Source organism: Candidatus Competibacter phosphatis (genome assembly GCF_012939995.1).
Lineage (GTDB): Bacteria > Pseudomonadota > Gammaproteobacteria > Competibacterales > Competibacteraceae > Competibacter > Competibacter phosphatis.
Genome location: NZ_SPMZ01000012.1, coordinates 14,660 through 37,514, shown reverse-complemented (window position 1 = coordinate 37,514; position 22,855 = coordinate 14,660). Strand labels below are relative to the sequence as shown.

General features: G+C 62.6%; 15 protein-coding genes and 3 pseudogenes. 5 read left to right on the top strand and 13 right to left on the bottom strand.

Annotated elements, in window-relative coordinates; translation table 11 throughout:
* Positions 1-115: 115 nt before the first annotated feature.
* On the bottom strand, positions 116-1,990 hold the full coding sequence (locus E4P82_RS04135; RefSeq protein WP_246327357.1) for a PhoX family protein: 1,875 nt from the start codon (positions 1,988-1,990) through the stop codon (positions 116-118).
* A gap of 293 nt (positions 1,991-2,283) precedes the next feature.
* On the opposite strand from E4P82_RS04135, the gene pilB reads away from it, so the two are divergent.
* The 5 genes from pilB to zapD all read left to right on the top strand — a co-directional run bounded on the left by pilB (position 2,284) and on the right by zapD (position 7,597).
* Positions 2,284-4,008 (top strand): type IV-A pilus assembly ATPase PilB, encoded by a 1,725-nt coding sequence (pilB, locus tag E4P82_RS04130; RefSeq protein WP_169247709.1) that lies wholly within the window; start codon positions 2,284-2,286, stop codon positions 4,006-4,008.
* 4 nt (positions 4,009-4,012) lie between these two features.
* The gene (locus E4P82_RS04125; RefSeq protein WP_312914098.1) at positions 4,013-5,254 is read left to right on the top strand and encodes a type II secretion system F family protein; all 1,242 of its coding nucleotides are present in this window, start codon (positions 4,013-4,015) and stop codon (positions 5,252-5,254) included.
* A gap of 14 nt (positions 5,255-5,268) precedes the next feature.
* Complete coding sequence (locus E4P82_RS04120) at positions 5,269-6,138, top strand: prepilin peptidase (protein ID WP_169247708.1); 870 nt, start codon at positions 5,269-5,271, stop codon at positions 6,136-6,138.
* A complete protein-coding gene (gene coaE / locus E4P82_RS04115; protein ID WP_211203021.1) occupies positions 6,138-6,761 on the top strand; it encodes a dephospho-CoA kinase in 624 nt (207 codons plus the stop codon). The genes E4P82_RS04120 and coaE overlap by 1 nt, the downstream gene beginning before the upstream one ends.
* Before the next feature lie 65 nt (positions 6,762-6,826).
* Positions 6,827-7,597 carry a cell division protein ZapD gene (gene zapD / locus E4P82_RS04110; protein WP_169247706.1) on the top strand — a complete coding sequence of 257 codons (771 nt, stop codon included), beginning with the start codon at positions 6,827-6,829 and terminating at the stop codon, positions 7,595-7,597.
* Positions 7,598-7,661: 64 nt separating this feature from the next.
* On the opposite strand, the pseudogene E4P82_RS04105 reads toward zapD, so the two are convergent.
* The 12 genes and pseudogenes from E4P82_RS04105 to murD all read right to left on the bottom strand — a co-directional run.
* Positions 7,662-8,030, bottom strand: a pseudogene (locus tag E4P82_RS04105) (NUDIX domain-containing protein); the annotation flags it as partial.
* Between the two features lie 23 nt (positions 8,031-8,053).
* Complete coding sequence (gene argJ, locus E4P82_RS04100; RefSeq protein WP_169247705.1) at positions 8,054-9,244, bottom strand: bifunctional glutamate N-acetyltransferase/amino-acid acetyltransferase ArgJ; 1,191 nt, start codon at positions 9,242-9,244, stop codon at positions 8,054-8,056.
* Between the two features lie 13 nt (positions 9,245-9,257).
* Entirely contained in the window at positions 9,258-11,990 is a 2,733-nt protein-coding gene (gene secA / locus E4P82_RS04095; protein WP_169247704.1) for a preprotein translocase subunit SecA, read from the bottom strand.
* Positions 11,991-12,169: 179 nt separating this feature from the next.
* Positions 12,170-13,084: a UDP-3-O-acyl-N-acetylglucosamine deacetylase gene (gene lpxC / locus E4P82_RS04090; RefSeq protein ID WP_169247703.1), complete on the bottom strand. Its 915-nt coding sequence runs from the start codon at positions 13,082-13,084 to the stop codon at positions 12,170-12,172.
* Between the two features lie 419 nt (positions 13,085-13,503).
* Positions 13,504-14,586, bottom strand: a complete 1,083-nt coding sequence (ftsZ, locus tag E4P82_RS04085; protein WP_169247702.1) for a cell division protein FtsZ — start codon at positions 14,584-14,586, stop codon at positions 13,504-13,506.
* A gap of 54 nt (positions 14,587-14,640) precedes the next feature.
* Positions 14,641-15,875: pseudogene (ftsA, locus tag E4P82_RS04080) on the bottom strand (cell division protein FtsA).
* A 25-nt stretch (positions 15,876-15,900) separates the two neighbouring features.
* On the bottom strand, positions 15,901-16,710 hold the full coding sequence (locus E4P82_RS04075) for a cell division protein FtsQ/DivIB (RefSeq protein WP_169247701.1): 810 nt from the start codon (positions 16,708-16,710) through the stop codon (positions 15,901-15,903).
* A 12-nt stretch (positions 16,711-16,722) separates the two neighbouring features.
* Positions 16,723-17,673 carry a D-alanine--D-alanine ligase gene (locus E4P82_RS04070; RefSeq protein ID WP_169247700.1) on the bottom strand — a complete coding sequence of 317 codons (951 nt, stop codon included), beginning with the start codon at positions 17,671-17,673 and terminating at the stop codon, positions 16,723-16,725.
* Positions 17,674-17,736: 63 nt separating this feature from the next.
* A complete protein-coding gene (gene murC / locus E4P82_RS04065) occupies positions 17,737-19,158 on the bottom strand; it encodes a UDP-N-acetylmuramate--L-alanine ligase (RefSeq protein ID WP_420887062.1) in 1,422 nt (473 codons plus the stop codon).
* Positions 19,159-19,199: 41 nt separating this feature from the next.
* The gene (gene murG / locus E4P82_RS04060; RefSeq protein ID WP_169247698.1) at positions 19,200-20,285 is read right to left on the bottom strand and encodes an undecaprenyldiphospho-muramoylpentapeptide beta-N-acetylglucosaminyltransferase; all 1,086 of its coding nucleotides are present in this window, start codon (positions 20,283-20,285) and stop codon (positions 19,200-19,202) included.
* The gene (gene ftsW, locus E4P82_RS04055) at positions 20,282-21,235 is read right to left on the bottom strand and encodes a putative lipid II flippase FtsW (RefSeq protein WP_246327356.1); all 954 of its coding nucleotides are present in this window, start codon (positions 21,233-21,235) and stop codon (positions 20,282-20,284) included. Before ftsW ends, murG begins: the two co-directional genes overlap by 4 nt.
* Positions 21,236-21,481: 246 nt before the next feature.
* Positions 21,482-22,844: pseudogene (gene murD, locus E4P82_RS04050) on the bottom strand (UDP-N-acetylmuramoyl-L-alanine--D-glutamate ligase).
* Positions 22,845-22,855 lie beyond the last annotated feature (11 nt).

The following is a 22,855-nucleotide window of genomic DNA, read 5'->3' as shown; positions in this document are numbered from 1 at the left end:
CCGGATTCGAAAAAATGTGGCCGGTGACTCATGCGGGACTCTCCTCGCAAAAAAGCAAAAAAGCTAGCGACCCGGGCAGTCGCCAGCTTAATTGGTTCAAATCAATGGACGATGATCACAGTCCCGGAAGCCCTCCGATATAGCCCACCGGCGCATAAAACTTGTCGATCATCGGCGTGAGTCGCGTCTTGAGGTCGGCGTTGATGCTGCTCGGGAAATCACCGTAGTGCTGAGCATTGCTCATGACGTAGGCATGACCGTTCAGATTATCCACCACTTGCAAACCAGTGGACTCGGCACCCGCCGTCAAGCTCAGGATGCGGGTCAACTTCTGAGTATCCACATTATAGGCCCAGAGGAAATTCGAGATGTGCATCCCCGAATCTTCGCCGATGAATAGCGTGCGCATCTTTTCGGAAAAGAACAGGTTATCGGTGTTGGCAATGGAGTCGATATCGGCGGTATTGCCAACCTCGTCGGTGGCAATCGGTTTGCCGAGCAAGGCCGGTTCCACGTACATGGTGGTGGCCACCCACTCGGAATCGATGGCGTTCCCCGCGCTATCCTTGACACCGGATTCCAGGGTTAAGGTATACGTCGCGCCGGCACTGTTCTTCGGCAAACGGATGTCATCCACCGGTTCGGTCGAATCGGAGGTCATGCTGTCCCTGACACTCGACATGGCCATGTACAATTTCTTGTCCTTGGCATTGACCGTCACACCTTCCATCTTGGTAAATTCGGTGGTACCGCCGAGCAGGGCCGTGTAGCGGCGGGTTTCCAGAAAGGCGGCGGCCTTTTCCATGCCCGGCTTGAGGCTGAGACATTCGTCGGCGGAGGAACCCGCCCGCACCCGCGTGTAACCCGCCGCGCACTGCCCATCGACCGGCTCGACCGCATCGAAGATATCGGCGAAGGTCAGGCTGTCGGCCATCGGATCAATTTCGGCGTCGGTGGCATGACCGAGTCGATTCCAGGTGAGCGTTGCGCGACCACCATCCTGATCGCTGACTTGATGCCATTTGGCGGAATACAAGGTACCGGTGGATAGATCGCCGTATTGATCGGCCACGAACATCGCCATGAGCCCGTAGGCGCCGTCGTCGCCCATGTAGGCGGTACGCCCATCCGGCATCAAACGCGACAACTCCCAGGTTCCACGTCCCATGGCATGATGCTTAACCACGCTGGTGGTACCGTCGGACTTGATCGTCACTTCGGGAATGATGCCGTAATGATAGGGAGTGGCCTGCTGCGTTCCGCCAAAGTAAAGGTCAGTCAATGCCTTGAGACCAGCGGCGGTTGTTTCGTAGTCGGCGGAATCGAGTGGATTGTAAATCAGATCGTAGTCTTCCTCCGAACCCAGATGGGTGTTCCAAGGCGTCTGCGAACCCGCGCAGGGAATCCAGAGACCATTGACCCCGGAAAAATCGATGGGCCTGACCTTGGTCGCGGTCAACTTGCCGTCGCTGGCTTGGGTGATCTCGCTTAGGGTCATCGACATCGGCATGCGGGTGTACCAACCCGGTGTCGTATAAGCGACCGAACCATCGCTCAAAATCCAGTCATATTCGTAATGTGTGACCAGAAACGGCTTGCCATCGATATTGAGCAAGCTATTGGCATCCGGGGTTTCGGCCACCACCGGATTACCCATCGGATCGAGCAGCGGTTCCATCTTGTAATTGTAAAGTTGACCGGCTGGAGACAGGCTACCGTTCACTTCGGCCACTTTATCGCTAACACTGAATAATACATTGTAACTTAGAGGAGTCTCCTTCACCTGACCGTCCTCATAAGTCACCTTGGCAACCGACGTGGTGTACGTCGTGGCGAACTCCTCATCGGTCGTGGGCGCGGCGGTTCCGGTGAACTCGACCGACTTCACCACGGACGTCGATGACGGCGTTGGCGTATCGTTGTCATCATTACCGCAAGCAGTTAGACCCAGGGCGGACAGCACCGCCACCGTGAGCAGTTTCATTTTCATCACGCAACCCCCTAACTCCATTGAAATCAAGATGATAATCCAAAAAGATTGCCTGAATATGACAAACATAAGACATCTCAATGACTCGCAAGCGCGGCACATCGCCAAGCACACGTATCCACCCGCAACCGACAATCAGGGGAACGACCTCTGCCGACGCATGTCGATGTAACCTGTATTTCGCAAAAGACCATTGACTCCTTGCATCTCTTTCCAAGGTTCCACGCATGGTCTAAAGTTGGGTTGTCAAGCGATCAGCACTGCTGAATCGCTGGAGGAAATAAGATCAAGCCATGGTTAGCATTCCCCAAAATGCCGTCACCCAACCCAGCGGCCAGCTGATCGGGCTGGCCAGACAACTCGTCATGCATCATCTGCTCGACGAGGCCGACGCGCTGAAGGCTTTCGAGCAGGCACGCAAGCAAAATACCCCGTTCGTCGCCTACTTGATCGACAACAAACTGGCCCGCGACAAGGATATCGCCCGCGTTGCCGCACGCAGTTTCAACCTACCGCTGTTCGATATCGAAGCGCTGGAGATCGATAAAACCGTCGTACAGTTGGTCGATGAAAAACTGCTTCGCCAACACCACGCCCTGCCGCTGCACAAGCGAGGCCGGCGACTGTTCGTGGGTCTGAGCGATCCCACCAACCAGCGAGTGCTGGAAGACATCAAATTCCAAACCCGGCTGGACGTCGAACCCGTGGTCGTGAGTGGGCTGCATCTGGTCAAGCTGCTGGATGCCGCCGTCGAGACATCGGCGGCATCCATGGTCGATCAGGAAATCGGCGATCTCGACTACAGCAGCGAAAGCGATTCCGCCAAGGTAGAAACGCTGACTCAGGCCGATGCCGACGACGCACCGGTGGTGCGGTTTGTCAACCAAGTCATTATTCAAGCCATCAACCGCGGCGCTTCCGACATCCACTTCGAACCCTACGAAAAAACCTACCGGGTGCGCCTGCGCCAGGACGGTATCCTGGACGAACTCTACAAACCGCCGGTCTCCATGGCGCCACGCTTGGCCGCGCGCCTGAAGATCATGGCTCAGCTCGACATCGCCGAGCGCCGGGTACCGCAGGACGGACGGCTCAAACTGTATCTGACCAAACAACGGGCCATTGATTTCCGCGTCAACACCATGCCCACTCTCTGGGGCGAAAAGGTGGTGTTGCGTCTGCTCGATCCCTCCAGCGCCCAGATGGGCATCGAGGCGCTGGGCTACGAGGAACACCAAAAAGAATTGTTTCTCAAAGCCATCCACAAACCACAGGGGATGGTGCTGGTCACGGGCCCCACCGGTAGCGGCAAGACCGTGTCGCTGTACACCGGGCTCAACATCCTGAACACTCCCGAAGTCAACATCTCCACCGCCGAGGACCCGGTGGAAATCAACCTGGCTGGCATCAATCAGGTCAATGTCAATCCCAAGGTCGGCATGACTTTCGCCAATGCTCTACGCGCCTTCCTGCGACAGGACCCAGACATCATCATGGTGGGTGAAATCCGCGACCTGGAAACCGCCGAAATCGCCATCAAGGCCGCGCAAACCGGCCACATGGTGCTTTCGACCCTCCATACCAACAGCGCGCCGCAAACCCTCACCCGACTCATGAACATGGGTGTCGCGCCCTACAACATCGCCTCCAGCGTGACCCTGATCATTGCCCAGCGACTGGCGCGCCGGCTGTGCCCGCATTGCAAGGAAGCAATCAAGATTCCACCCGAGGAGCTGATCAATCAGGGCTTTCGTGAGAACGAACTGAACGAGCTGACGATCTACAAAGCCGCCGGTTGCGATCAGTGCAATCACGGTTACAAGGGCCGGGTCGGAATTTACGAGGTGATGCCAATTTCCGAGGAAACCGGCAGGATCATCATGGAGAGCGGCAACGCCCTGCAGATCGCCGAACAGGCACGCCGGGAAGGCATCAACGACTTGCGCCGATCGGGGCTCAACAAAGTCCGCGTCGGACTGACCAGCCTCGAAGAAATCAACCGAGTAACGACGGAATAACGGTGTGGCCAAACAACCAACGCTGGCGAAAGCCAAGAAAAAAGATGAAGAGCTGACTTTCAAATGGGAAGGCACCGATAAACGCGGCGTCCGGGTCAAGGGTGAGCTGCGGGGTGTCCACCAGAACCTGATCAAGGCCGAACTGCGCCGGCAGGGAATCATTCCCCTCAGCGTCAAGAAAAAGGCCAAACCGCTGTTCACTGTTGGCGACAATATCGTTCCCAAGGACATCATGCTGTTCACTCGCCAACTGTGCACCATGCTGGGCTCCGGCATCGCCGTGGTACAGGCACTGGACATGGTCGGACACAGCAGCAGAAAGACCAAAGTCAAGGAACTCATCCTGGACATCAAGGCCAATGTGGAAAGCGGCACCGCGCTTTCCAAGGCATTCGCCAAGCATCATCTGTACTTCAACGATCTGTACTGCAGCCTGGTGCATGCCGGCGAGGAAGCCGGGGTGCTTGAGGTGCTGCTCGACAAGATCGCGACCTATCTGGAAAAATCCGAGGCGCTGAAGGCCAAGGTCAAGAAAGCGCTCACCTATCCAGCGATCGTCCTGGTGTTCGCCTTTGTCGTCACCGCCATTCTGCTGATCTTCGTCATTCCAACCTTCGAAGATCTGTTCAAGGGTTTCGGCGCGGAATTACCCGCCTTGACTCGATTCGTCATCGAAGTTTCCAACGTATTTCAAGAATACTGGTACCTCATCCTAGGGACACCAGTAGTGGCCGTGGTCGGCTTTCTGGAAGCGCGCAAGCGCTCGCGCACCTTCTACCAATGGCTGGACCGCATGGTGCTGCAAATGCCGCTGATCGGCGACTTGGTCGCCACCTCGGCCAATGCCCGCTTCGCCCGCACCCTGTCCACCTTGTTCAGTGGTGGCGTGCCATTGGTGGACGCCATGCTCAGCGTGGCCGGCGCCACCGGCAACTACGTCTACGAAAAAGCGGTACTGGAGATGCGCGACGCGGTTTCCATCGGCCAACAACTCAATTTCGCCATGCGCCAGAGCAGTCTGTTTCCCGACATGGTGGTCCAGATGGTGGCCATCGGCGAGGAAGCCGGTTCGCTGGGCGACATGCTGGCCAAGGTCGCCGATTTCTACGAAGCGGAGGTCGATCAGAAGGTCGATACCCTGACCACCATGATCGAACCGCTGCTGATGGCTTTCTTGGCCGGCGTGGTTGGCACGCTGGTGATAGCCATGTATCTGCCGATCTTCAAGCTGGCTGCGGCGGTCTGACGAGGCGCCCCACAATGGCCCTGCTGGAGCTGCTGGCCGGTTCGCCCGCGCTGTTTGTCATCCTGACCGCGCTGTTCGGTCTGATGATCGGCAGCTTTCTCAACGTGGTCATTTACCGCTTACCGCTCATGATGCAGCGGGAGTGGCGGGCGCAATGCGCGGAACTGCTTGACCAAGCAACCCCGGACGACACACCTCGGCTGAGCCTGTGGGGACCGCGCTCGCAGTGTCCGCACTGCCATCACCTGATCGGCGCCACGGAGAATATCCCGCTGTTGAGCTACATCTGGCAGCGCGGTCGCTGCGCCCACTGCGGCGTTGCGATCGGCGCCCAGTATCCGCTGGTGGAAGCGGCGAGCGGGCTACTGGCCGGTGTCGTGGCCTGGAAGTTCGGCTTCGGCTGGCCGGTGTTGGCGGTGTTGCTGTTCACCTGGACCCTGCTGGCGGCCAGCGTCATCGATCTCCACCACCAGTTATTGCCCGACGATCTGACCCTGCCGCTGCTGTGGCTGGGATTGCTGGCGGCATTGTTCGGGCTGGGAACCGATCTGCACAGTGCCGTGATCGGCGCCATGGCCGGCTATCTGTCGCTTTGGCTGGTCTATCAGGGTTTCCGGCTGCTGACCGGCAAGGAAGGCATGGGCCATGGCGATTTCAAGCTTCTGGCGGCGCTCGGCGCCTGGACCGGTTGGCAACACCTAGTCGCTATCGTGCTGTTGTCCTCGCTGGTGGGTGCGATTTGCGGAGTGGCGCTGATCCTGCTGCGAGGCCGAGCGCGTAGCGCGCCGTTGCCCTTCGGCCCTTTTCTGGCCGCCGCAGGCTGGATCGTGTTACTGTGGGGAGAAACGATCAACCACGCCTATCTACATTGGCTGGGCTTTTGATGCTGGTTGTCGGGCTAACGGGCGGCATCGGCAGCGGCAAGACGGCGGTCAGTGACCGTTTTGCGCAGCACGGCGTACCGGTCATCGATACCGACCTGATCGCCCGTGAGCTGGTCGAGCCCGGCCAACCCGCGCTGGTCGATATCGTGACCGAATTTGGATCGAACTGCCTCGACGACGACGGCCGACTGCATCGCGCGCGCCTGCGCGAGCGGGTTTTCGCCGATCCCGCCGGACGACGACGGCTTGAAGCCATCCTGCATCCCCGCATCCGCGCCGTGACGCGGGAACGCGTCGCCGCCCTGACCGCCATCTCCTATTGCCTAGTGGTCATCCCGCTGCTGGCGGAGACCGGAATGACCGCTCTGCTGGATCGGGTGTTGGTGGTGGACGCGCCTGAAGCCGAGCAAATCCGCCGAGTCATGGCACGCGACCGGATCGACGCCGTTCAAGCGCGGGCCATTCTGGCCGCCCAGGCCCGGCGCGATGCGCGGCTCGCTCTGGCGGACGATATTCTGGAAAACGATGGTGACTTTATGGCGCTGGACCGCCAAGTCGCCGCCCTGCATCGACGCTATTCGGCACTGGCCACCCACCAGATTAAGACCGACGACCCTGGTTAAAACCGGCGTATTCGTGTTTTCGCGCCTGGGCCGCATAGACCATTGCCGTGCCTGCGAGGTCGCTCTTGTACCAAGTCGTTTGCTACGAACACCCTCTGAACGAACGCGTCCGTTCGTTGCTGCGCCTGGAATTCCTGTTTCAGCAGGTAACCCACGCGGTCGCCGGGCACTCAAGCTGGGACAGCCGCGCCGCACTGCAGGGTTTGTTCGACCTGCTGGCGCTGACCGGACGGAACGAATTCAAAGGAGACTTGCTCAAGGAACTGGAACGGCACGGCACCACTCTGAATCGCCTGCGGCAAGTCCCCGGCGTACACGCCGCCACCCTAGACAGCGTGCTGGCGGAAATCGATTCGGTCATCGGGCAAGTTCATGGTCTGGACAGTCTGGCGCTGGAGTCGGTGCGGCAAACCGACTTCCTCAGCGCCATCCACAAGCGGAACCAGGTTCCCGGTGGCACCTGCCGGTTCGATCTCCCGGCGTTTTATCACTGGCTACAGCAGGATGCCTTGATCCGCGCCGACCATCTACGGGAATGGCTGGCCCCTCTACTGCCCTTGCAACAGGCCACCACGCTACTTCTTCGGCTGATTCGCGAGAGCGCTTCGCCCAGGCCGGAAATCGCCGTGCAGGGTTTTTTCCAGCGCGGCCTCGACAGCGGCGCACCCCATCAGCTCGTCCGAGTCCTGCTGCCAGCCGGCAACGCCCTGTTCCCGGAAATCAGCGGCGGCCGGCATCGCTTCTCGATTCACTTTCTCGAACAGCCCGATCCCAACCGCCGCGCCGTCCAAAGCTCGGCCAATGTCGCCTTCGAACTGGTCTGCTGCGCCATTTGAACCTGGCTTCGACATACCATCGGCGGTCCACGGCTCAGTCAGCTTTGCCAACCTCGCCGAGCAACGCGGCGATAATCGGCGCATCGGCGGCCGGGAATGTGTATCGCTCCATCTCGCCGGGCGATGCCCAAACCAAGGGCTGCCCTTCCCGACCGTGCGGTTCACCCTCGAAATCCGTCACCCGCCAGACATCCAGCAATACGCGTCGATCGTCGGGATAGGCGTGCCCGGTCTGAAGCAGCGGCTCGGCGGCTCGCACCGCGATACCCAATTCCTCGTGCAGTTCGCGGCCCAGCGCGGCGATGACCGATTCGCCGTGCTCCACCTTACCGCCGGGAAACTCCCACAATCCACCTTGATGGACGTGGTCGGGCCGGCGGGTGATCAGCACCGCCCCATCGGCTCCGGCGACAATGCCCACCGCCACATGCACGAAACCGCGCTCTCCGGGGTCGCTCACGTCCGATACTCAGCGTTGATGCGCACATAGTCGAAGGACAGATCGGTGGTCCAGATTCGCGCCGCCGCCCCACCTCGTCCGAGTTCGACCCGAATGGCGATCTCGGGCCGAGCCATGACGCGCTGCCCCTGTTCCTCGGTGTAATCCGGGGCGCGACCACCGTCGCGGACGATGCAAACCTCGTCGAGATGGATGGTTACCCGCTCCAGGTCGAGCGCATCCAGGCCGGATCGTCCCACTGCCGCCAGGATACGACCCCAATTGGGATCGGAGGCGAAGAAGGCGGTTTTGACCAGTGGCGAGTGGGCGATCGTGTAGGCAACCTGTCGGCACTCGGCCACGTCCCGGCCACCCTCGACCCGCACGGTGATGAATTTGGTGGCACCCTCGCCGTCGCGGACGATGGCCTGCGCCAGATCGACGCATACCTCGCCCACCGCCGTGGCGAAACGGGCGCGGTCGCCACCCGTGGCCGGAACGTTCGCCCCGGACCGGCCGGTGGCCAGCAACAGGCAGGCATCGTTGGTCGAGGTATCGCCGTCCACGGTGATGGCATTGAAGGAATCGGCAACCGCTTCGTGCAGGATCTCCCGCAACAGTGCTGGATCCACGGCGGCATCGGTGGCGACGAAAGCCAGCATCGTGGCCATATCCGGCCGGATCATGCCGGCGCCCTTGGCGATACCGGTGATCGTCACCTCCCGCCCGGCCAGTGTCAGGCGCCGCGACGCCCACTTCGGTCGGGTGTCGGTGGTCATGATGCCGGCGGCGGCTTCCGCCCAACCGTCGGGCCGCAGCGTCGCCAGCGCCTCCGGCAGGCCGGTGACCAACCGAAACAACGGCAGCGACTCGCCGATCACCCCGGTGGAAAACGGCAGCACTTCTTCCGAACGGCAGCCGGTCCGCTCCGCCAGGCTTCGGCAACTGGCCTCGGCGTCGGCCAGCCCCTGCCGGCCGGTGCCGGCGTTGGCGTTGCCGGTGTTAATCACCAGGTAGCGCGGGCTGGCGGCGGCCAGATGCGTCCGCGCCACCGTGACCGGGGCGGCGCAAAAGGCGTTGCGGGTAAACACGGCGGCGGCCTGAGTCTCCGCCGCCAATTCGACCACCACCAAATCGCGGCGATCGGGATATTTGATGCCGGCGCGGGCGGTTCCCAACCGGACGCCGGCGACGGTCAGCGGTTCCATCGTACCTTCCCTCTCAATCCAACTGACCGTGGCAGTGTTTGTACTTCTTACCCGAACCGCAGGGACAGGGCTCGTTGCGCCCTACTTTACGGCCTTCGCGCACGAATGGGGTATGCGCCGCAGTATCCTCTTGTTGCCGCCGGCGGATTTCGATGCCGGAATCGTCTTCCTCGGCCTCTCCCGCCGCCAGCGCCGACGCTTCGGCGTGCTCGAACCGCATGGCGGACGGCGCCGGTCGGCGCGGTTCGGGGATCGGCTCCGGTTCGGCCTGAAACTGGGCTCGCGCCAGGAAACCGACCGCCTCGTGATGGATGCGCTGTACCAACGCCTGGAACATCTCGAAGGCTTCGCGCTTGTACTCCTGCTTGGGGTTCTTCTGGGCGTAGCCGCGCAGGTGGATACCTTGGCGCAGGTAGTCCATCGCCGCCAGATGCTCGCGCCAGTGGGCGTCCAGCACCTGCAACAACACCGCTTTCTCGAATTGCCGCATCCAAGGCGCGCCGACCAGGGCCTCCTTATCGGCATACACCCGTTCCAGTTCGGCGTGAATCCGCGCGCGCAGCGGTTCTTCGTGCAGCTCGTGATCGGCCTCCAGCCAGGCGCCGATCGGCAGTTGCAGTCCGAATTCCTTCTCCAGCGTCTGTTCCAACCCGGCCACATCCCACTGTTCTTCCAAACTTTGCGGCGGGATGTGCTGGTTGATCGTCTGCTCAAGCGCTTCGGCGCTCATGTCCTTCAACGTGGCCGACACGTCCTCCGCCGCCATCAACTCGTTGCGCCAGCCGTACATGACCTTGCGTTGGTCGTTGGCGACGTCGTCGAATTCCAGCAGGTTCTTGCGGATGTCAAAGTTGTGGGCCTCGACCTTGCGCTGGGCGTTTTCAATGGCCTTGGTCACCCAAGGATGTTCGATGGCCTCGTTCTTTTCCATACCCAGCTTTTGCATCAACCCCGCCACCCGGTCGGAAGCGAAAATGCGCAGCAGATTGTCTTCCAGCGACAGGTAGAAACGGCTGGAACCAGGGTCGCCCTGACGACCGGAGCGGCCGCGCAACTGGTTGTCGATACGCCGCGATTCGTGGCGTTCGGTACCGATCACGTGCAAGCCGCCGGCGGCCACCACTTGTTCGTGCCGTTGCCGCCAGGCATTGCGGACCTCCTCGCGAGCTGCCGCGTCGGCGTCCAGACCCAGCGCCTTCAGCTCCGCCTGCAGATTACCGCCCAGCACGATGTCGGTGCCGCGGCCGGCCATGTTGGTCGCGATCGTCACCGTGCCCGGCTGGCCGGCCTGAACGATGATTTCCGCTTCCCGCTCGTGCTGCTTGGCATTCAGGACCTGATGGGGAATCTTTTCCTTGTCCAGCAGCGTGGCCAGCAGTTCCGAAACTTCGATGGAGGTGGTGCCGACCAAGGCCGGCTGGCCACGCTTGCGGCAATCGCGGATGTCTTCCAACACCGCCTCGAACTTCTCTTGAGGGGTCAGGAACACCAAATCGCCCATGTCCTTGCGCACCATCCGCAGATGGGTGGGCACCACGATGACTTCCAAGCCGTAAATCTGCTGGAATTCGAAGGCTTCGGTATCGGCGGTGCCGGTCATGCCGGCCAGCTTCTGGTACAGGCGGAAGTAATTCTGAAAGGTGATCGAGGCCAAGGTCTGATTTTCGGCCTGAATCGGCACCCCTTCCTTGGCCTCGATGGCCTGGTGCAGGCCGTCCGACCAACGCCGTCCGGGCATGGTACGACCGGTGAATTCATCGACGATGATGACTTCGCCGCCGCGCACGATGTATTCGACGTCCCGATGAAACAGGGCGTGCGCGCGCAGACAGGCGTTCATGTGGTGGAATACCCCAAGGTTGGCGGCATCGTACAAGCTCTCGCCGCCGTGCAGCAGCCCCGCCTCCAGCAGTAGATCCTCGACCCGCTGGTGGCCGTCCTCGGTCAAGTAGACCTGCTTGGCTTTTTCGTCCACCCAGTAGTGACCCGGACCCTCTTCTTCCTTCTGGCGGGTCAGGCGCGGCACGATCTCGTTGACCCGACGGTACAGTTCGGAGCTTTCCTCGGCCGGACCGGAGATGATCAGCGGCGTGCGCGCCTCGTCGATCAGGATCGAGTCCACTTCGTCCACCAACGCGTAGTGCAGATCCCGTTGCACCTTCTGCTCCAACCCGAAGGCCATGTTGTCGCGCAGATAATCGAAGCCGTATTCGTTATTGGTGCCGTAAGTGATATCGGCGCCGTAGGCGATACGTTTCTCCTCCGGGCTCATGCCGGCGACGACGACATCGACGCTCATGCCCAGAAAGCGGTAAATCTGCCCCATCCAGTCGGCGTCGCGACGAGCCAGGTAGTCGTTGACCGTGACCACATGCACGCCCTTGCCGGTCAGGGCGTTCAGGTACACCGGCAGGGTCGCGACCAGGGTCTTGCCCTCGCCGGTGCGCATTTCGGCAATCTTACCCTCGTGCAGCACCATGCCGCCGATCAACTGTACGTCGAAATGCCGCATGTCCAAAGTGCGCCGGCTGGCCTCGCGCACCACCGCGAAGGCCTCCGGCAGCAACGCATCGAGTTTTTCGCCCTGAGCCAAACGGTTCTTGAATTCGTCGGTCTTGGCGCGCAAGTCCGCGTCGCTCAACGCCGCGATGCCCGATTCCAAGGCGTTGATGCGTTCCACCTCTTTGCGCATGCGGCGGATCACACGGTCGTTACGACTACCAAAAATGCTTTTCAGAATGTTCATCGATCGGGCGCCCTTACTACGTCGCTCAATGCCAAAAGAGGGTCGAATGATACCCCAGCGGCGGTGGATTTGCTCGGCTGACAGGTCCACCAAAAATGCAAGCGCGGCCTTCCGGGATCAAGCCGGAAAGCCGCAGCGGGGAAACGGATGAGGGGAATCGGCGGAAAATCGGGCGAAAATCAGCGGGTCACTTGCGCCGGCTGCAGGTAGCAAATCGGCGACTGCCGCTCGTCGCTGAAGGTAACCTCTTCCCAGGCGGCGCTGTCGGCCAGCAACGTGCGCAACAAGCGATTGTTCAGCGCGTGCCCAGATTTGTAACCGGTAAAGGCGCCAATCAGACTGCGGCCCAACAGATACAAGTCGCCGATGGCGTCCAGAATCTTGTGCTTGACGAACTCATCCTCGTAGCGAAGGCCGTCTTCGTTGAGGATACGGTAATCGTCCACCACGATGGCGTTATCCAGCGTGCCGCCCAGCGCCAACCGCCGCTCGCGCAGGTACTCCAGATCGCGCATGAACCCGAAGGTGCGGGCCCGGCTGACTTCCTTCACGAAAGAGGTGGTGGAGAAATCCACCACGGCGTGCTGGTTGCGACCCTTGAACAGCGGGTGGTCGAAAGCGATGGTGAACTCGACCTTGAAGCCGTCGAAAGGATCGAAGCGCGCCCATTTGTCGCCTTCCTCGATCACCACCGGCCTCTTGATGCGGATGAAACGCTTGGGCGCATTCTGCTCCTGGATGCCCGCCGACTGGATCAGGAACACGAAGGGGCCGGCGCTGCCGTCCATGATTGGCACCTCGGCGGCGCTGACATCCACATAGGCATTGTCGATGCCCAAACCCGCGAACGCCGACAGCAGATGCTCGACCGTGGCAATACGGGCTTTGCCCCTGACCAGCGAAGTGGATAGTTGGGTGTCACCGACATTTTGCGGGCAGGCCTTGATTTCAATCGGTTCGGGCAGGTCGACCCGCCGAAACACAATGCCAGCATCGGGGGCTGCGGGCCGCAACGTCAAATAGACCTTATCGCCGGTATGCAGACCGACGCCGGTCGCCCGAATGACATTCTTCAAGGTTCGCTGCCTAATCACGTTAGGTCCCCCAACACATCGATTGAACTGGAGCATGGCATGACGGTCGGAGTGGGCGCGGATCGCGCATCCAATGCTCCGCCGATGGGTCCATCGACACCATCGGCCATCACCGTCAACATGCATTGCGGTAAAGATACCGCAACTCGTAGCGATCCTGCAACTTTTGTTTCCAAATCGCAACTAGCCTTGTTGTTAAGTTGCGAAAGGCCGCGCTCCAGCACTCAGATCGACTAGTTCGGCCAAAACCGCCACCAAATAGGCTGCTACTGGGTGGCGATCCGGCACTTGGGGCCACAAACCCGCGCTCCACTCAATCGGCTTGCCGGCGCAAAAATGCGGGAATGTCCAGATAATCCAGATGATCGGAGTCGATCCGCCCGCCCTCGCTCAGACCGTCACCGACCGCTTTCTGTCGGCTACCGGACCGATCGTGACGAGAAGAAAGCGGGTCGCCGCCATCCCCCCATGCGCTGCACGAGCTTGAAGGGTGGAATCGCCGATTCTCGTGGCTCGCGGGAGCTGCCGGCCTGCTTGGCCGGAATGCCCTGGCCGATACCGGTGGCGACAATGGTGACCCGTAGTTCGTTATGCATCTCTGGATCGACCGCCATACCGACCACCACGTTGGCATCCTCGGACGCCAACTCCTTGATGGTGTTGCCAACCTCGTCGAACTCGCCGATGGTCACATCCATGCCCGAGGTGATATTGACCAGCAGGCCCTTGGCGCCGGCCAGATTGACGTTCTCCAGCAAGGGGCTGGCGATTGCCGCCTCGGCCGCTTCGCGGGCGCGGCCGTCGCCGACCGCCCGACCGGTACCCATCATGGCCATGCCCATCTCGGACATGACGGTGCGTACGTCGGCAAAATCCACGTTGATCATGCCCGGCCGGGTGATCAGTTCGGCGATGCCCTGCACCGCGCCCAACAAGACATCGTTGGCCGCCTTGAACGCATCGAGCAGGCTGGCGCTCTTGCCCAGAACCGTTAGCAGCTTTTCGTTGGGGATGGTAATGAGCGAGTCCACGCTCTCGCTCAGTTCGCGGATCCCGCGCATGGCCACTTCCATGCGTTTCTTGCCTTCGAAGGGAAAGGGCTTGGTCACCACCGCCACCGTCAACACACCCATCTCCCGGGCCAGTTGCGCCACCACCGGCGCGGCCCCGGTGCCGGTACCACCGCCCATGCCGGCAGTGATGAACACCATATCGGCCCCCTGCAGCACCTCTTTAATCCGTTCGCAATCTTCCTGCGCGGCCTGCCGGCCGACCTCCGGGTTGGCGCCCGCACCCAAGCCTTTGGTGATATTGACGCCCATCTGCAAAGTCACCGGCACCGAGCAGGTCTTGAGCGCCTGCGCGTCGGTATTGGCACAGATGAAATCCACCCCCTCGATGTTGGCGCTCAGCATGTGATGCACGGCATTGCTGCCGCCACCGCCTACCCCAATCACTTTAATGACGGCGCTTTCCGACTTGGTTTCCATCAGTTCGAACATAACGGCATCTCCTCGATCAATGGTTTTCGACCCAGCAAGCAATGACCAAACAACTTAGAAATTTCCCTGAAACCAATTTTTCATGCGGGTCCACAACCCATTGTGGCCCACTCGCGATGTCGGACCCAGACGGGTCAGCCGGCGGTTCTCATTACCGAATAACAACAACCCCACCGCCGTGGAGTAAATAGGGTTGCAAAGCACATCCTCCAGACCGGTCACGTCATGCGGCAGGCCCAGGCGTACCGGCATGTGAAAGACTTCCTCGGCGAGTTCCACGACGCTTCCATCTTGGAACTGCCGCCGCTCAGCACCACGCCGGCGGCGATCAGATTCTCGAAACCGCTGCGTTGCAGTTCTTCCCGCGCCAGCTCGAAAAACTCCTCGTAACGCGGCTCGACCACTTCGGCAAGGGCACGGCGCGATAGGGTCCGCGCCGCCCGGTCGCCGACACTGGCCACATCGATCTGCTGCTCGGGTCGCGTCAATTGCTTGAGGCAGCAGGCATGTCCGAGCTTGATCTCCTCGGCCGACTGGGTCGGCGTGCGGAACGCGACGGCGATATCGTTGGTAACCTGATCGCCGGCGATCGGAATCACGCTGGTGTGGCTGATCGCGCCGTGGGTGAACACCGCCAGGTCGGTGGTACCACCGCCGATATCGATCAGGCAGACCCCCAGTTCCTTTTCGTCCGGGTTCAGTACCGCCCGGCTGGAAGCCATCTGCTGCAGGATGACATCGTCCACCTCCAAGCCGCAGCGCTGCACGCACTTGACGATATTCTGGGCAGCGCTGACCGCGCCGGTGACGATATGCACCCGCGCCTCCAACCGCACCCCAGACATCCCGACCGGGTCCTGAATGCCTTCTTGGCCGTCGATGATGAACTCCTGTGGCAGGATGTGCAGGATCTTCTGGTCGGCAGGAATCGCCACCACCCGCGCCGCCTCCATCACCCGCTCGACATCTTCCGGCGTGGCCTCCCGGTTCTTGATGGCGGTCACGCCGTGCGAGTTGAGCCCACGGATGTGACTACCGGAAATGCCGGTATAGACCGAATGAATCTGGCAACCCGCCATTCGCTCGGCTTCATCCACCGCATGCTGGATCGATCGAACGGTCGACTCGATGTTGACGACCACGCCTTTCTTCAGGCCCCGCGAGGGATGCATGCCGATGCCGACCACCTCGATGGCCCCATCCAGGCCGACTTCGCCGACGATGACCACCACTTTCGAGGTGCCGATATCGAGCCCGACAATCAAATTCTTGTCTTCTTTCCTGGACATATCCTGGTCCTCTCCCACAATAGATCTAGCCCGCCGTCGGATTCGGCGATCCGGTCTTCCAGCGCACGGCAAAGCCATTGACATAACGCAAATCCACCACCGCGATCCGCTCGGCCTGGGCGGCCAGTAGACGCGGATAGACCCGCGCCAGCCGCTGCAATCGCCGCTCGAATTGCTCGCGCCCCACATACACCTCCAGGCCGGAGTCGAAGGTCAACCACCAAGCCCGCCGTTCGTCCTGCACCAGCTTCACCAGCTTCAGTCCGACCGGGTCGAGCAGGGCATGTACCTGCTGGTATGTCCCGATCAAGTCCTTTTCATGCCCGTCCGGCCCGGCCAGCCGCGGCCAAGGACCCGGTTGACGAAGTTCCGTCGGCTGGAATCGGTGACCATTCACGTCCACCATTTCCCGCTCACCCCAATACCCGAAGGCGATGCGCTCGCGTAGTTCGATTTCGATGGTGTCGGGCCAGCCGCGCCGCACCGCAATTTCCTCGACCCAGGGATTGGTCGCCAACGCCGCGTGCAAGGCATCCAGATCGGCGTTGAAAAAGTTCTGGCCCAGATAGCCGCGCACGACGGGTTGCAAATCCTCTTCGGCCAGGTTGCGCAGCTCGCCCTCAATGCGGACCTGGCGTAGCGGAAACGCGCCGGGTTCACGCAATTTCTCGTTCGCGAACCGCGCGCCGAAACCCACCGCCGCCAGCGCCAGCGCCACGCCCAACCAGCGCAGCGGCAACCGCCAAACCGCTTTCCATGCCCCCGAGGAACCCGGGGTGTCGTGCTGCCTGCGCGCCGTCGCCCCCCGCCGGCGCTGGCGATATCCGAACCGCATTCCGCCCCCCGCTCAGTCCGGCCGCGCCAGACTGGTCTCCAAAATCTGCCAGACCAAATCCTCGAAACCGAATCCAGCCACCCGCGCCGCCATGGGCACCAGGCTGTGATCGGTCATGCCGGGCACGGTGTTGACTTCCAACAACCAGGGTTGACCCTCGGCATCCACCATCAAATCGACCCGGCCCCAGCCGGCACCGTCCACCGCGGCGAAAGCCTGCCGCACCAAGGCTTGCAATTCCGCTTCCCGCGATTCGGGGAGGCCGCAGGGACAGAGATAGCGGGTGTCGTTGGCGTGGTACTTGGCTTCGTAGTCGTAGAAGGTGCGGGGCGTCTCCAACCGGATCAGCGGCAACGCCGCCCCGCCCAGCAGCGCGCCGGTATACTCCTGGCCTTGAATCCACGGCTCCACCAGCACCGGCGAATCGCAGGCGGCGGCCTGTTCCCAAGCGGCCTGGAACTGCTCCGGGGCCTCGACCCGGCTGATCCCGATGCTGGAACCCTCGCGAGCCGGCTTCACCGCCAACGGCAAACCCAGTTCCCGCGCGGCATCCGCCAGTTCCGCCGCGCTCTCGGCCAACCGCCAGGGCGGCGTCGGCAGGCCCGCGCCCCGCCAGACCTGCTTGGTGCGCAGCTTGTCCATCCCCAGCGCCGAGGCCAGCACGCCGCTGCCGGTATAGGGTAGGCCCAAAATTTCCAACGCCCCCTGAATGACGCCATCCTCGCCACCGCGCCCGTGCAGGACGATAAAAACCCGGTCGAAACCGCCGCCGGACAACACCCGCAAGATCTGGCGGTCGGCATCGATACCGTGAGCGTCCACGCCGCGCGCCAGCAGCGCCGTCAACACCGCCTGACCGCTCCTGAGCGACACGGCCCGTTCCGCCGACCAGCCGCCCATCAACACCGCGACCTTACCGAACTCCGTCGGACCGCTCGCCGTTCGTTGTCGTATCCGTTGCATCCGCGCCCTCCACTTCGAAATGGTTCGTGATTGGTGATCGGTACCGACCGCTGAACCTTGACCTTAAACCGGTAGGCCGTCGCGACCCAGTTGCGCCGCCATGGCGCCGATATCGCCGGCCCCCATCATCAGCAGCAGGTCGCCGTCGCCCAACAGGCCGGGCAGCACCGCCGGCAAATCGGCGGTTTGCTCGACGAAGACCGGATCGACTTTGCCGCGTACCCGGATCGCCCGGCTCAGGCTGCGGCCATCGGCGCCAGCGACCGGTTTCTCACCGGCGGGATACACGTCCAACAGAATCAGCGTATCTACCCCGGACAACACCTGGGCGAAATCGTCGAACAGATCGCGGGTGCGGCTGAAGCGATGCGGCTGGAAGGCCAGCACCAGCCGCCGTTGCGGCCAAGCACCGCGCACCGCTTCCAGCACCGCTTGAATCTCCCTCGGATGATGACCGTAATCGTCCATCAGCGTCGCATGCCCGCCACCGGGCAAGGCCAGTTCGCCGTGCTGCTGGAAACGCCGACCAATGCCCTGGAAATTCAGTAGCGCGCGACGGATGGCGGTTTCCGCCACCCCCAGCTCGCGCGCCACCGCGATCGCCGCCAGCGCGTTCAATACGCTATGCCGGCCAGGCAGGTTCAAAGTGACCGGCAGCGGCGCGCTCAAACCGGGCAGGTGCGCCAGGAAGCGGGTGCGCAACCCTTCCTGCACGATATCGCTGGCGCGGGCGTCGCAATCCTCGCCGGTACCGTAGGTCAGGGCCGGTCGGCTCAAGCGCGGCAGGATCGAGCGCACCTGCGGATCGTCGGTGCACAACACCGCCAACCCGTAAAACGGCAGGTGCTGCAGGAACTCGACGAAGGCTTCGCACAGCCGCTCGAAATCGCCGCCGTAGGTCGCCAAGTGATCGGCGTCGATATTGGTCACCACCGCCAGCATCGGCTGCAAGAACAGGAACGAAGCGTCGCTCTCGTCAGCCTCGGCCACCAGGTAGCGTCCAGCGCCGAGTCGAGCGTTAGCCCCGGCGCTGTTCAGCCGCCCACCGATCACGAAGGTCGGGTCCAACCCACCCTCGGCCAGCAGACTGGTGATCAGGCTGGTGGTGGTGGTCTTGCCGTGGGTCCCGGCCACGGCGATGCCGTAGCGGAAACGCATCAGTTCAGCCAGCATCTCGGCACGCGGCACCACGGGAATGCGCGCCGCCCGCGCCGCCATTACCTCCGGGTTATCCTCGGCCACCGCACTGGAAATCACCACCGCGTCGCAACCCGTGATGTGCGCGGCGGCATGACCCAGATGCACAGTCGCGCCCAAGCGTTCCAAGCGTGCGGTGACCGTGCTGGCGCGCAGGTCGGAACCGGACACGTCATAACCCAGATTCAACAGCACCTCGGCGATACCGCTCATACCGGCCCCACCGATGCCCACGAAATGGACATGGCGGATCCGGCGCATGTCGCGCCACGCTTCGGGAATGGTCATCAATGCCGGGTTTTCCATGTCTTCGACTCTCGTTGTATTTTTCAGGAGCGTGTCCGCTCCAGGCAGACTTGCGCCACCTGCTCGGCGGCTTCCGTCTTGGCCAAGCGCCGCGCCGCCTCGGCCATGGCCAACAGGCGCTGGCGATCATCGAGTAACTCGCGCAGCAATACCGCCAGACGCTCGGCGCTCAGTTCCGCCTGCTGGACCACTTGCGCCGCGCCACCTTGTTCCAGAAACCGGGCGTTGGCGGTCTGATGGTCGTCCACCGCAAAGGGAAACGGCACCAGGATCGCGCCGATGCCAACCGCCGCCAATTCGGCCACGGTCAGCGCCCCGGCGCGGCACAATACCAAATCGGCCCAACCGTAGGCAGTGGCCATGTCCTCGATGAACGGGGTCAGCCGCACCGCCACTCCAGCTTCCTGGTAGGCTCCCACCGCCGCCTCGTGCAACTGGCCGCCGGCCTGATGCCAGACTTCCGGCCGCTCCGCACCGTCCCATAACGCCAAGGCTTGCGGCACCAATCGATTCAGCGCCAATGCCCCTTGGCTGCCGCCCAGCACCAGTAATCGCGACGGACCGACGCGCCCGGCGAAGCGCTCGGTCGGCGGCGGCAGGGCGGCGATGGCTTCCCGGACCGGATTGCCGACGCTCATGGCGTGCCGCGCCGGCGGAAACGTGCCTGGAAACGCCTCCAACACCTGATTGGCGAGACGCGCCAGCCAAGTGTTGGTCAAGCCGGCGACGGCGTTTTGCTCGTGCACCACCAGCGGAATACCCAACGCCCGCGCCGCCAGACCGCCCGGTCCGCTGGCGAAGCCGCCCATGCCTAACACCACCGGTGGCCGCAACCGCCGCAGGATGGCACCGGCCTGCCACAAGGCACGCCCGAGCATGAACGGCAGCGCCAGCAGACGACGCACGCCCTTGCCGCGCAAACCGGCCACGCCGATCCATTCGATCGGAATGCCGGCCTTGGGCACCAGCACTGCCTCCAGACCTTGCCGGGTTCCCATCCAGGCCACCGGCACACCGCGCGCACGCAGCCGCTCGGCCACCGCCAGGGCCGGAAACACATGCCCGCCGGTCCCGCCGGCCATGATCAGCACTGGCCGCGCGCCATTCATTCCTTGCGTATCCTCATGGCTCGGATCTCTATATCGATTCGCAGCAACAGCGCCAGCGCCATGCACATCACCACCACGCTGCTGCCACCATAACTCATCAGCGGCAGGGTCAGTCCCTTGGTCGGCAACACGCCCATATTCACCCCCATGTTGAACAAGGCTTGAATGCCGAACCACAGCCCGATACCGTAGGCCAGATAGGCTGAAAACGGCATATCCAGCCGCTCGGCCCGCCGCGCGATCACGAAAGCGCGCCAGACCAGGATCATGAACAACGCCAGCACCGTCAGGATGCCGGCCAACCCCAACTCCTCGGCCAACACCGCGAACAGGAAATCGGTATGGGCCTCCGGCAGATAGAACAGCTTCTGCACGCTCCCTCCCAGGCCGACGCCGAACAGCTCGCCGCGGCCGATGGCGATCAGCGATTGCACCAATTGGAAGCCACCACCGAAAGGATCTTCCCAAGGATTGACGAAGCTGAACAAGCGCTCGCGGCGGTAGGGCGAGGACAGAATCAGCACCGCCATGGCCGCCGCGGTCCCCACCTGCAAGGTACCGAACTGCCAGAGGTTGACGCCGGCCAGGAACACCATGCCCAGCGCGGTCGCCATCAGCACCACCACGCTGCCGAAGTCCGGTTCCAGCAACAGCAGCACCGCCAACACCGCCAGCACCGCCATCGGTCTCAGCAGCGCCAGCACCGAGGTTCGAAGATCGCCTGTCCGCAAATCCGCGCCGTGGCGTTTGAGATAATCGGCGACATAGATCAAGACGAACAGCTTGGCGATTTCCGAGACCTGGATATTGACGGGGCCAGCGGCGATCCAGCGCATGCTGCCGTTGACTTCCCGACCGACTCCCGGCACCAGCACCAACCCCAGCAAACCCATCGCCGCCAGCAGGAGCAGCGGACCCGCTCGGCGCCAGCGCGTCAGCGGAACCTGCAAGACCCACGCCGGCCGCCAACAACCCGACCACGACGAATGCACTCTGCCGGATCAGAAAATAGAATGGCTGGCCCATCTTGGAATCGGCCAGCGGTATCGAAGCTGAAGTCACCATGAGCAAGCCCAGCGCCAACAGCAACACGCTCGCAACCAGTATCCAGGGATCAGGAAACGGCAGGGCTGGCCGGCTCTCGCCGGCGCGTGGTTGCTTGCCCCCTTCCCTGATCTTGCCATCGGCGGTGGCGCTTAGCATTCGGTCAACCTCCGCACCGCCGCCGCGAAGACCGCGCCGCGCTCTTCGTAGCCGCTGAACATGTCGAAGCTGGCGCAGGCTGGCGACAACAAAACGCTATCGCCCGGCTGGGTCAGTTGCGCCGCCCGCGCCACGGCCTGATCCATATCGGCCGCCAGGTGGAGCGGCACGCTGTCGCCCAGCGCGGCGGCGATCAACGGTGCGTCGCGACCGATCAGCACCACCGCCCGCGCCTTGTCGGTCAGCGCCGCGCGCAACGGCGCAAAATCCTGACCCTTGCCATCGCCACCGGCGATCAACACCACCGGACCCGACAAGCCACGCACCGCCGCCACCGTCGCGCCGACATTGGTGCCCTTGGAATCGTCGAACCAGCGCACGCCGGCTTGTTCCAGCACCAGCGTGGTACGATGCGCCAACCCAGGAAACTCCCGCAGCGTTGCCAGCATCGCTTCCCGCCACAGGCCAAGCGCGTAACCCATGGCCAGCGCCGCCAGCGCGTTGGCCAGATTGTGATCGCCGCCGATCCGCAATTCCGATGCCGCGATCCAGCGTTCCCGACCCCGCGCCAGCCAGGTTTCCCCACCATCCCGCCACAGGCCAAATCCGCGCTCGTCCGGCTCGTCCAGGGTAAACCGCAGCACGTTCCGCCCCGGCTCGGCCATCGCCATAACCACCGGATCGTCGGCGTTCAGCACCATGACGCCATCGCCGTGAAAAAACGCGCCGCTTGGCGGCGATGTAATCGTCCAGGGTCGGGTAGCGGTCCATGTGGTCGGGGCTGATATTCAACACCGTCGCCACCCGTGCGTTCAGGCTATGGGTGGTTTCCAACTGGAAGCTGGACAGTTCCAATACGTACAGCTCAGGTGCAAGATCTTCCTCCGCTCCCGCTTCGTCCCGCAGCCACAGCTCCAACGCCGGCGTACCGAGATTGCCGCCGACCGCCGCCCGAACACCAGCGCGTTCGGTCATCGCCCCCAACAGAGTCGTCACCGTGCTCTTGCCGTTGGAACCGGTGATGGCCGCGATCGGCGCTCGCGTCAGTCGCGCCAGCAACTCGATGTCACCCCAGACCGGCACACCTCGCGCCGCTGCCGCCGCGATGACCGGGGTCGCGATCGCCACACCCGGGCTGACCAGCAGTCGGGCCGCGCCGGCGAATGCCTCGGGCGCGAAACCGCCCAGATGGCACGGCACATCCGGGAACGCCTCGCGTAAGACCGGCAATCCCGGCGGATCGACGCGGCTATCGGTTACGGCGACCGTCGCGCCCAGCGCCTTCAGCGCCCGCACGGTGGACAAACCGCTCTTGCCCAATCCGACCACCAACGTGGTTCCCGTCAATCGCAGCATCCGCGCCTTGC

Excerpts from the sequence above, each read along its gene's own strand:
- E4P82_RS04135 (WP_246327357.1), bottom strand. The coding sequence starts at position 1,990 with ATGAAAATGAAACTGCTCACGGTGGCGGTGCTGTCCGCCCTGGGTCTA.
- pilB (WP_169247709.1), top strand. The coding sequence starts at position 2,284 with ATGGTTAGCATTCCCCAAAATGCCGTCACCCAACCCAGCGGCCAGCTG.
- E4P82_RS04120 (WP_169247708.1), top strand. The coding sequence starts at position 5,269 with ATGGCCCTGCTGGAGCTGCTGGCCGGTTCGCCCGCGCTGTTTGTCATC.
- coaE (WP_211203021.1), top strand. The coding sequence starts at position 6,138 with ATGCTGGTTGTCGGGCTAACGGGCGGCATCGGCAGCGGCAAGACGGCG.
- argJ (WP_169247705.1), bottom strand. The coding sequence starts at position 9,244 with ATGGAACCGCTGACCGTCGCCGGCGTCCGGTTGGGAACCGCCCGCGCC.
- secA (WP_169247704.1), bottom strand. The coding sequence starts at position 11,990 with ATGAACATTCTGAAAAGCATTTTTGGTAGTCGTAACGACCGTGTGATC.
- ftsZ (WP_169247702.1), bottom strand. The coding sequence starts at position 14,586 with ATGTTCGAACTGATGGAAACCAAGTCGGAAAGCGCCGTCATTAAAGTG.
- E4P82_RS04075 (WP_169247701.1), bottom strand. The coding sequence starts at position 16,710 with ATGCGGTTCGGATATCGCCAGCGCCGGCGGGGGGCGACGGCGCGCAGG.
- E4P82_RS04070 (WP_169247700.1), bottom strand. The coding sequence starts at position 17,673 with ATGCAACGGATACGACAACGAACGGCGAGCGGTCCGACGGAGTTCGGT.
- murC (WP_420887062.1), bottom strand. The coding sequence starts at position 19,158 with ATGACCATTCCCGAAGCGTGGCGCGACATGCGCCGGATCCGCCATGTC.
- murG (WP_169247698.1), bottom strand. The coding sequence starts at position 20,285 with ATGAATGGCGCGCGGCCAGTGCTGATCATGGCCGGCGGGACCGGCGGG.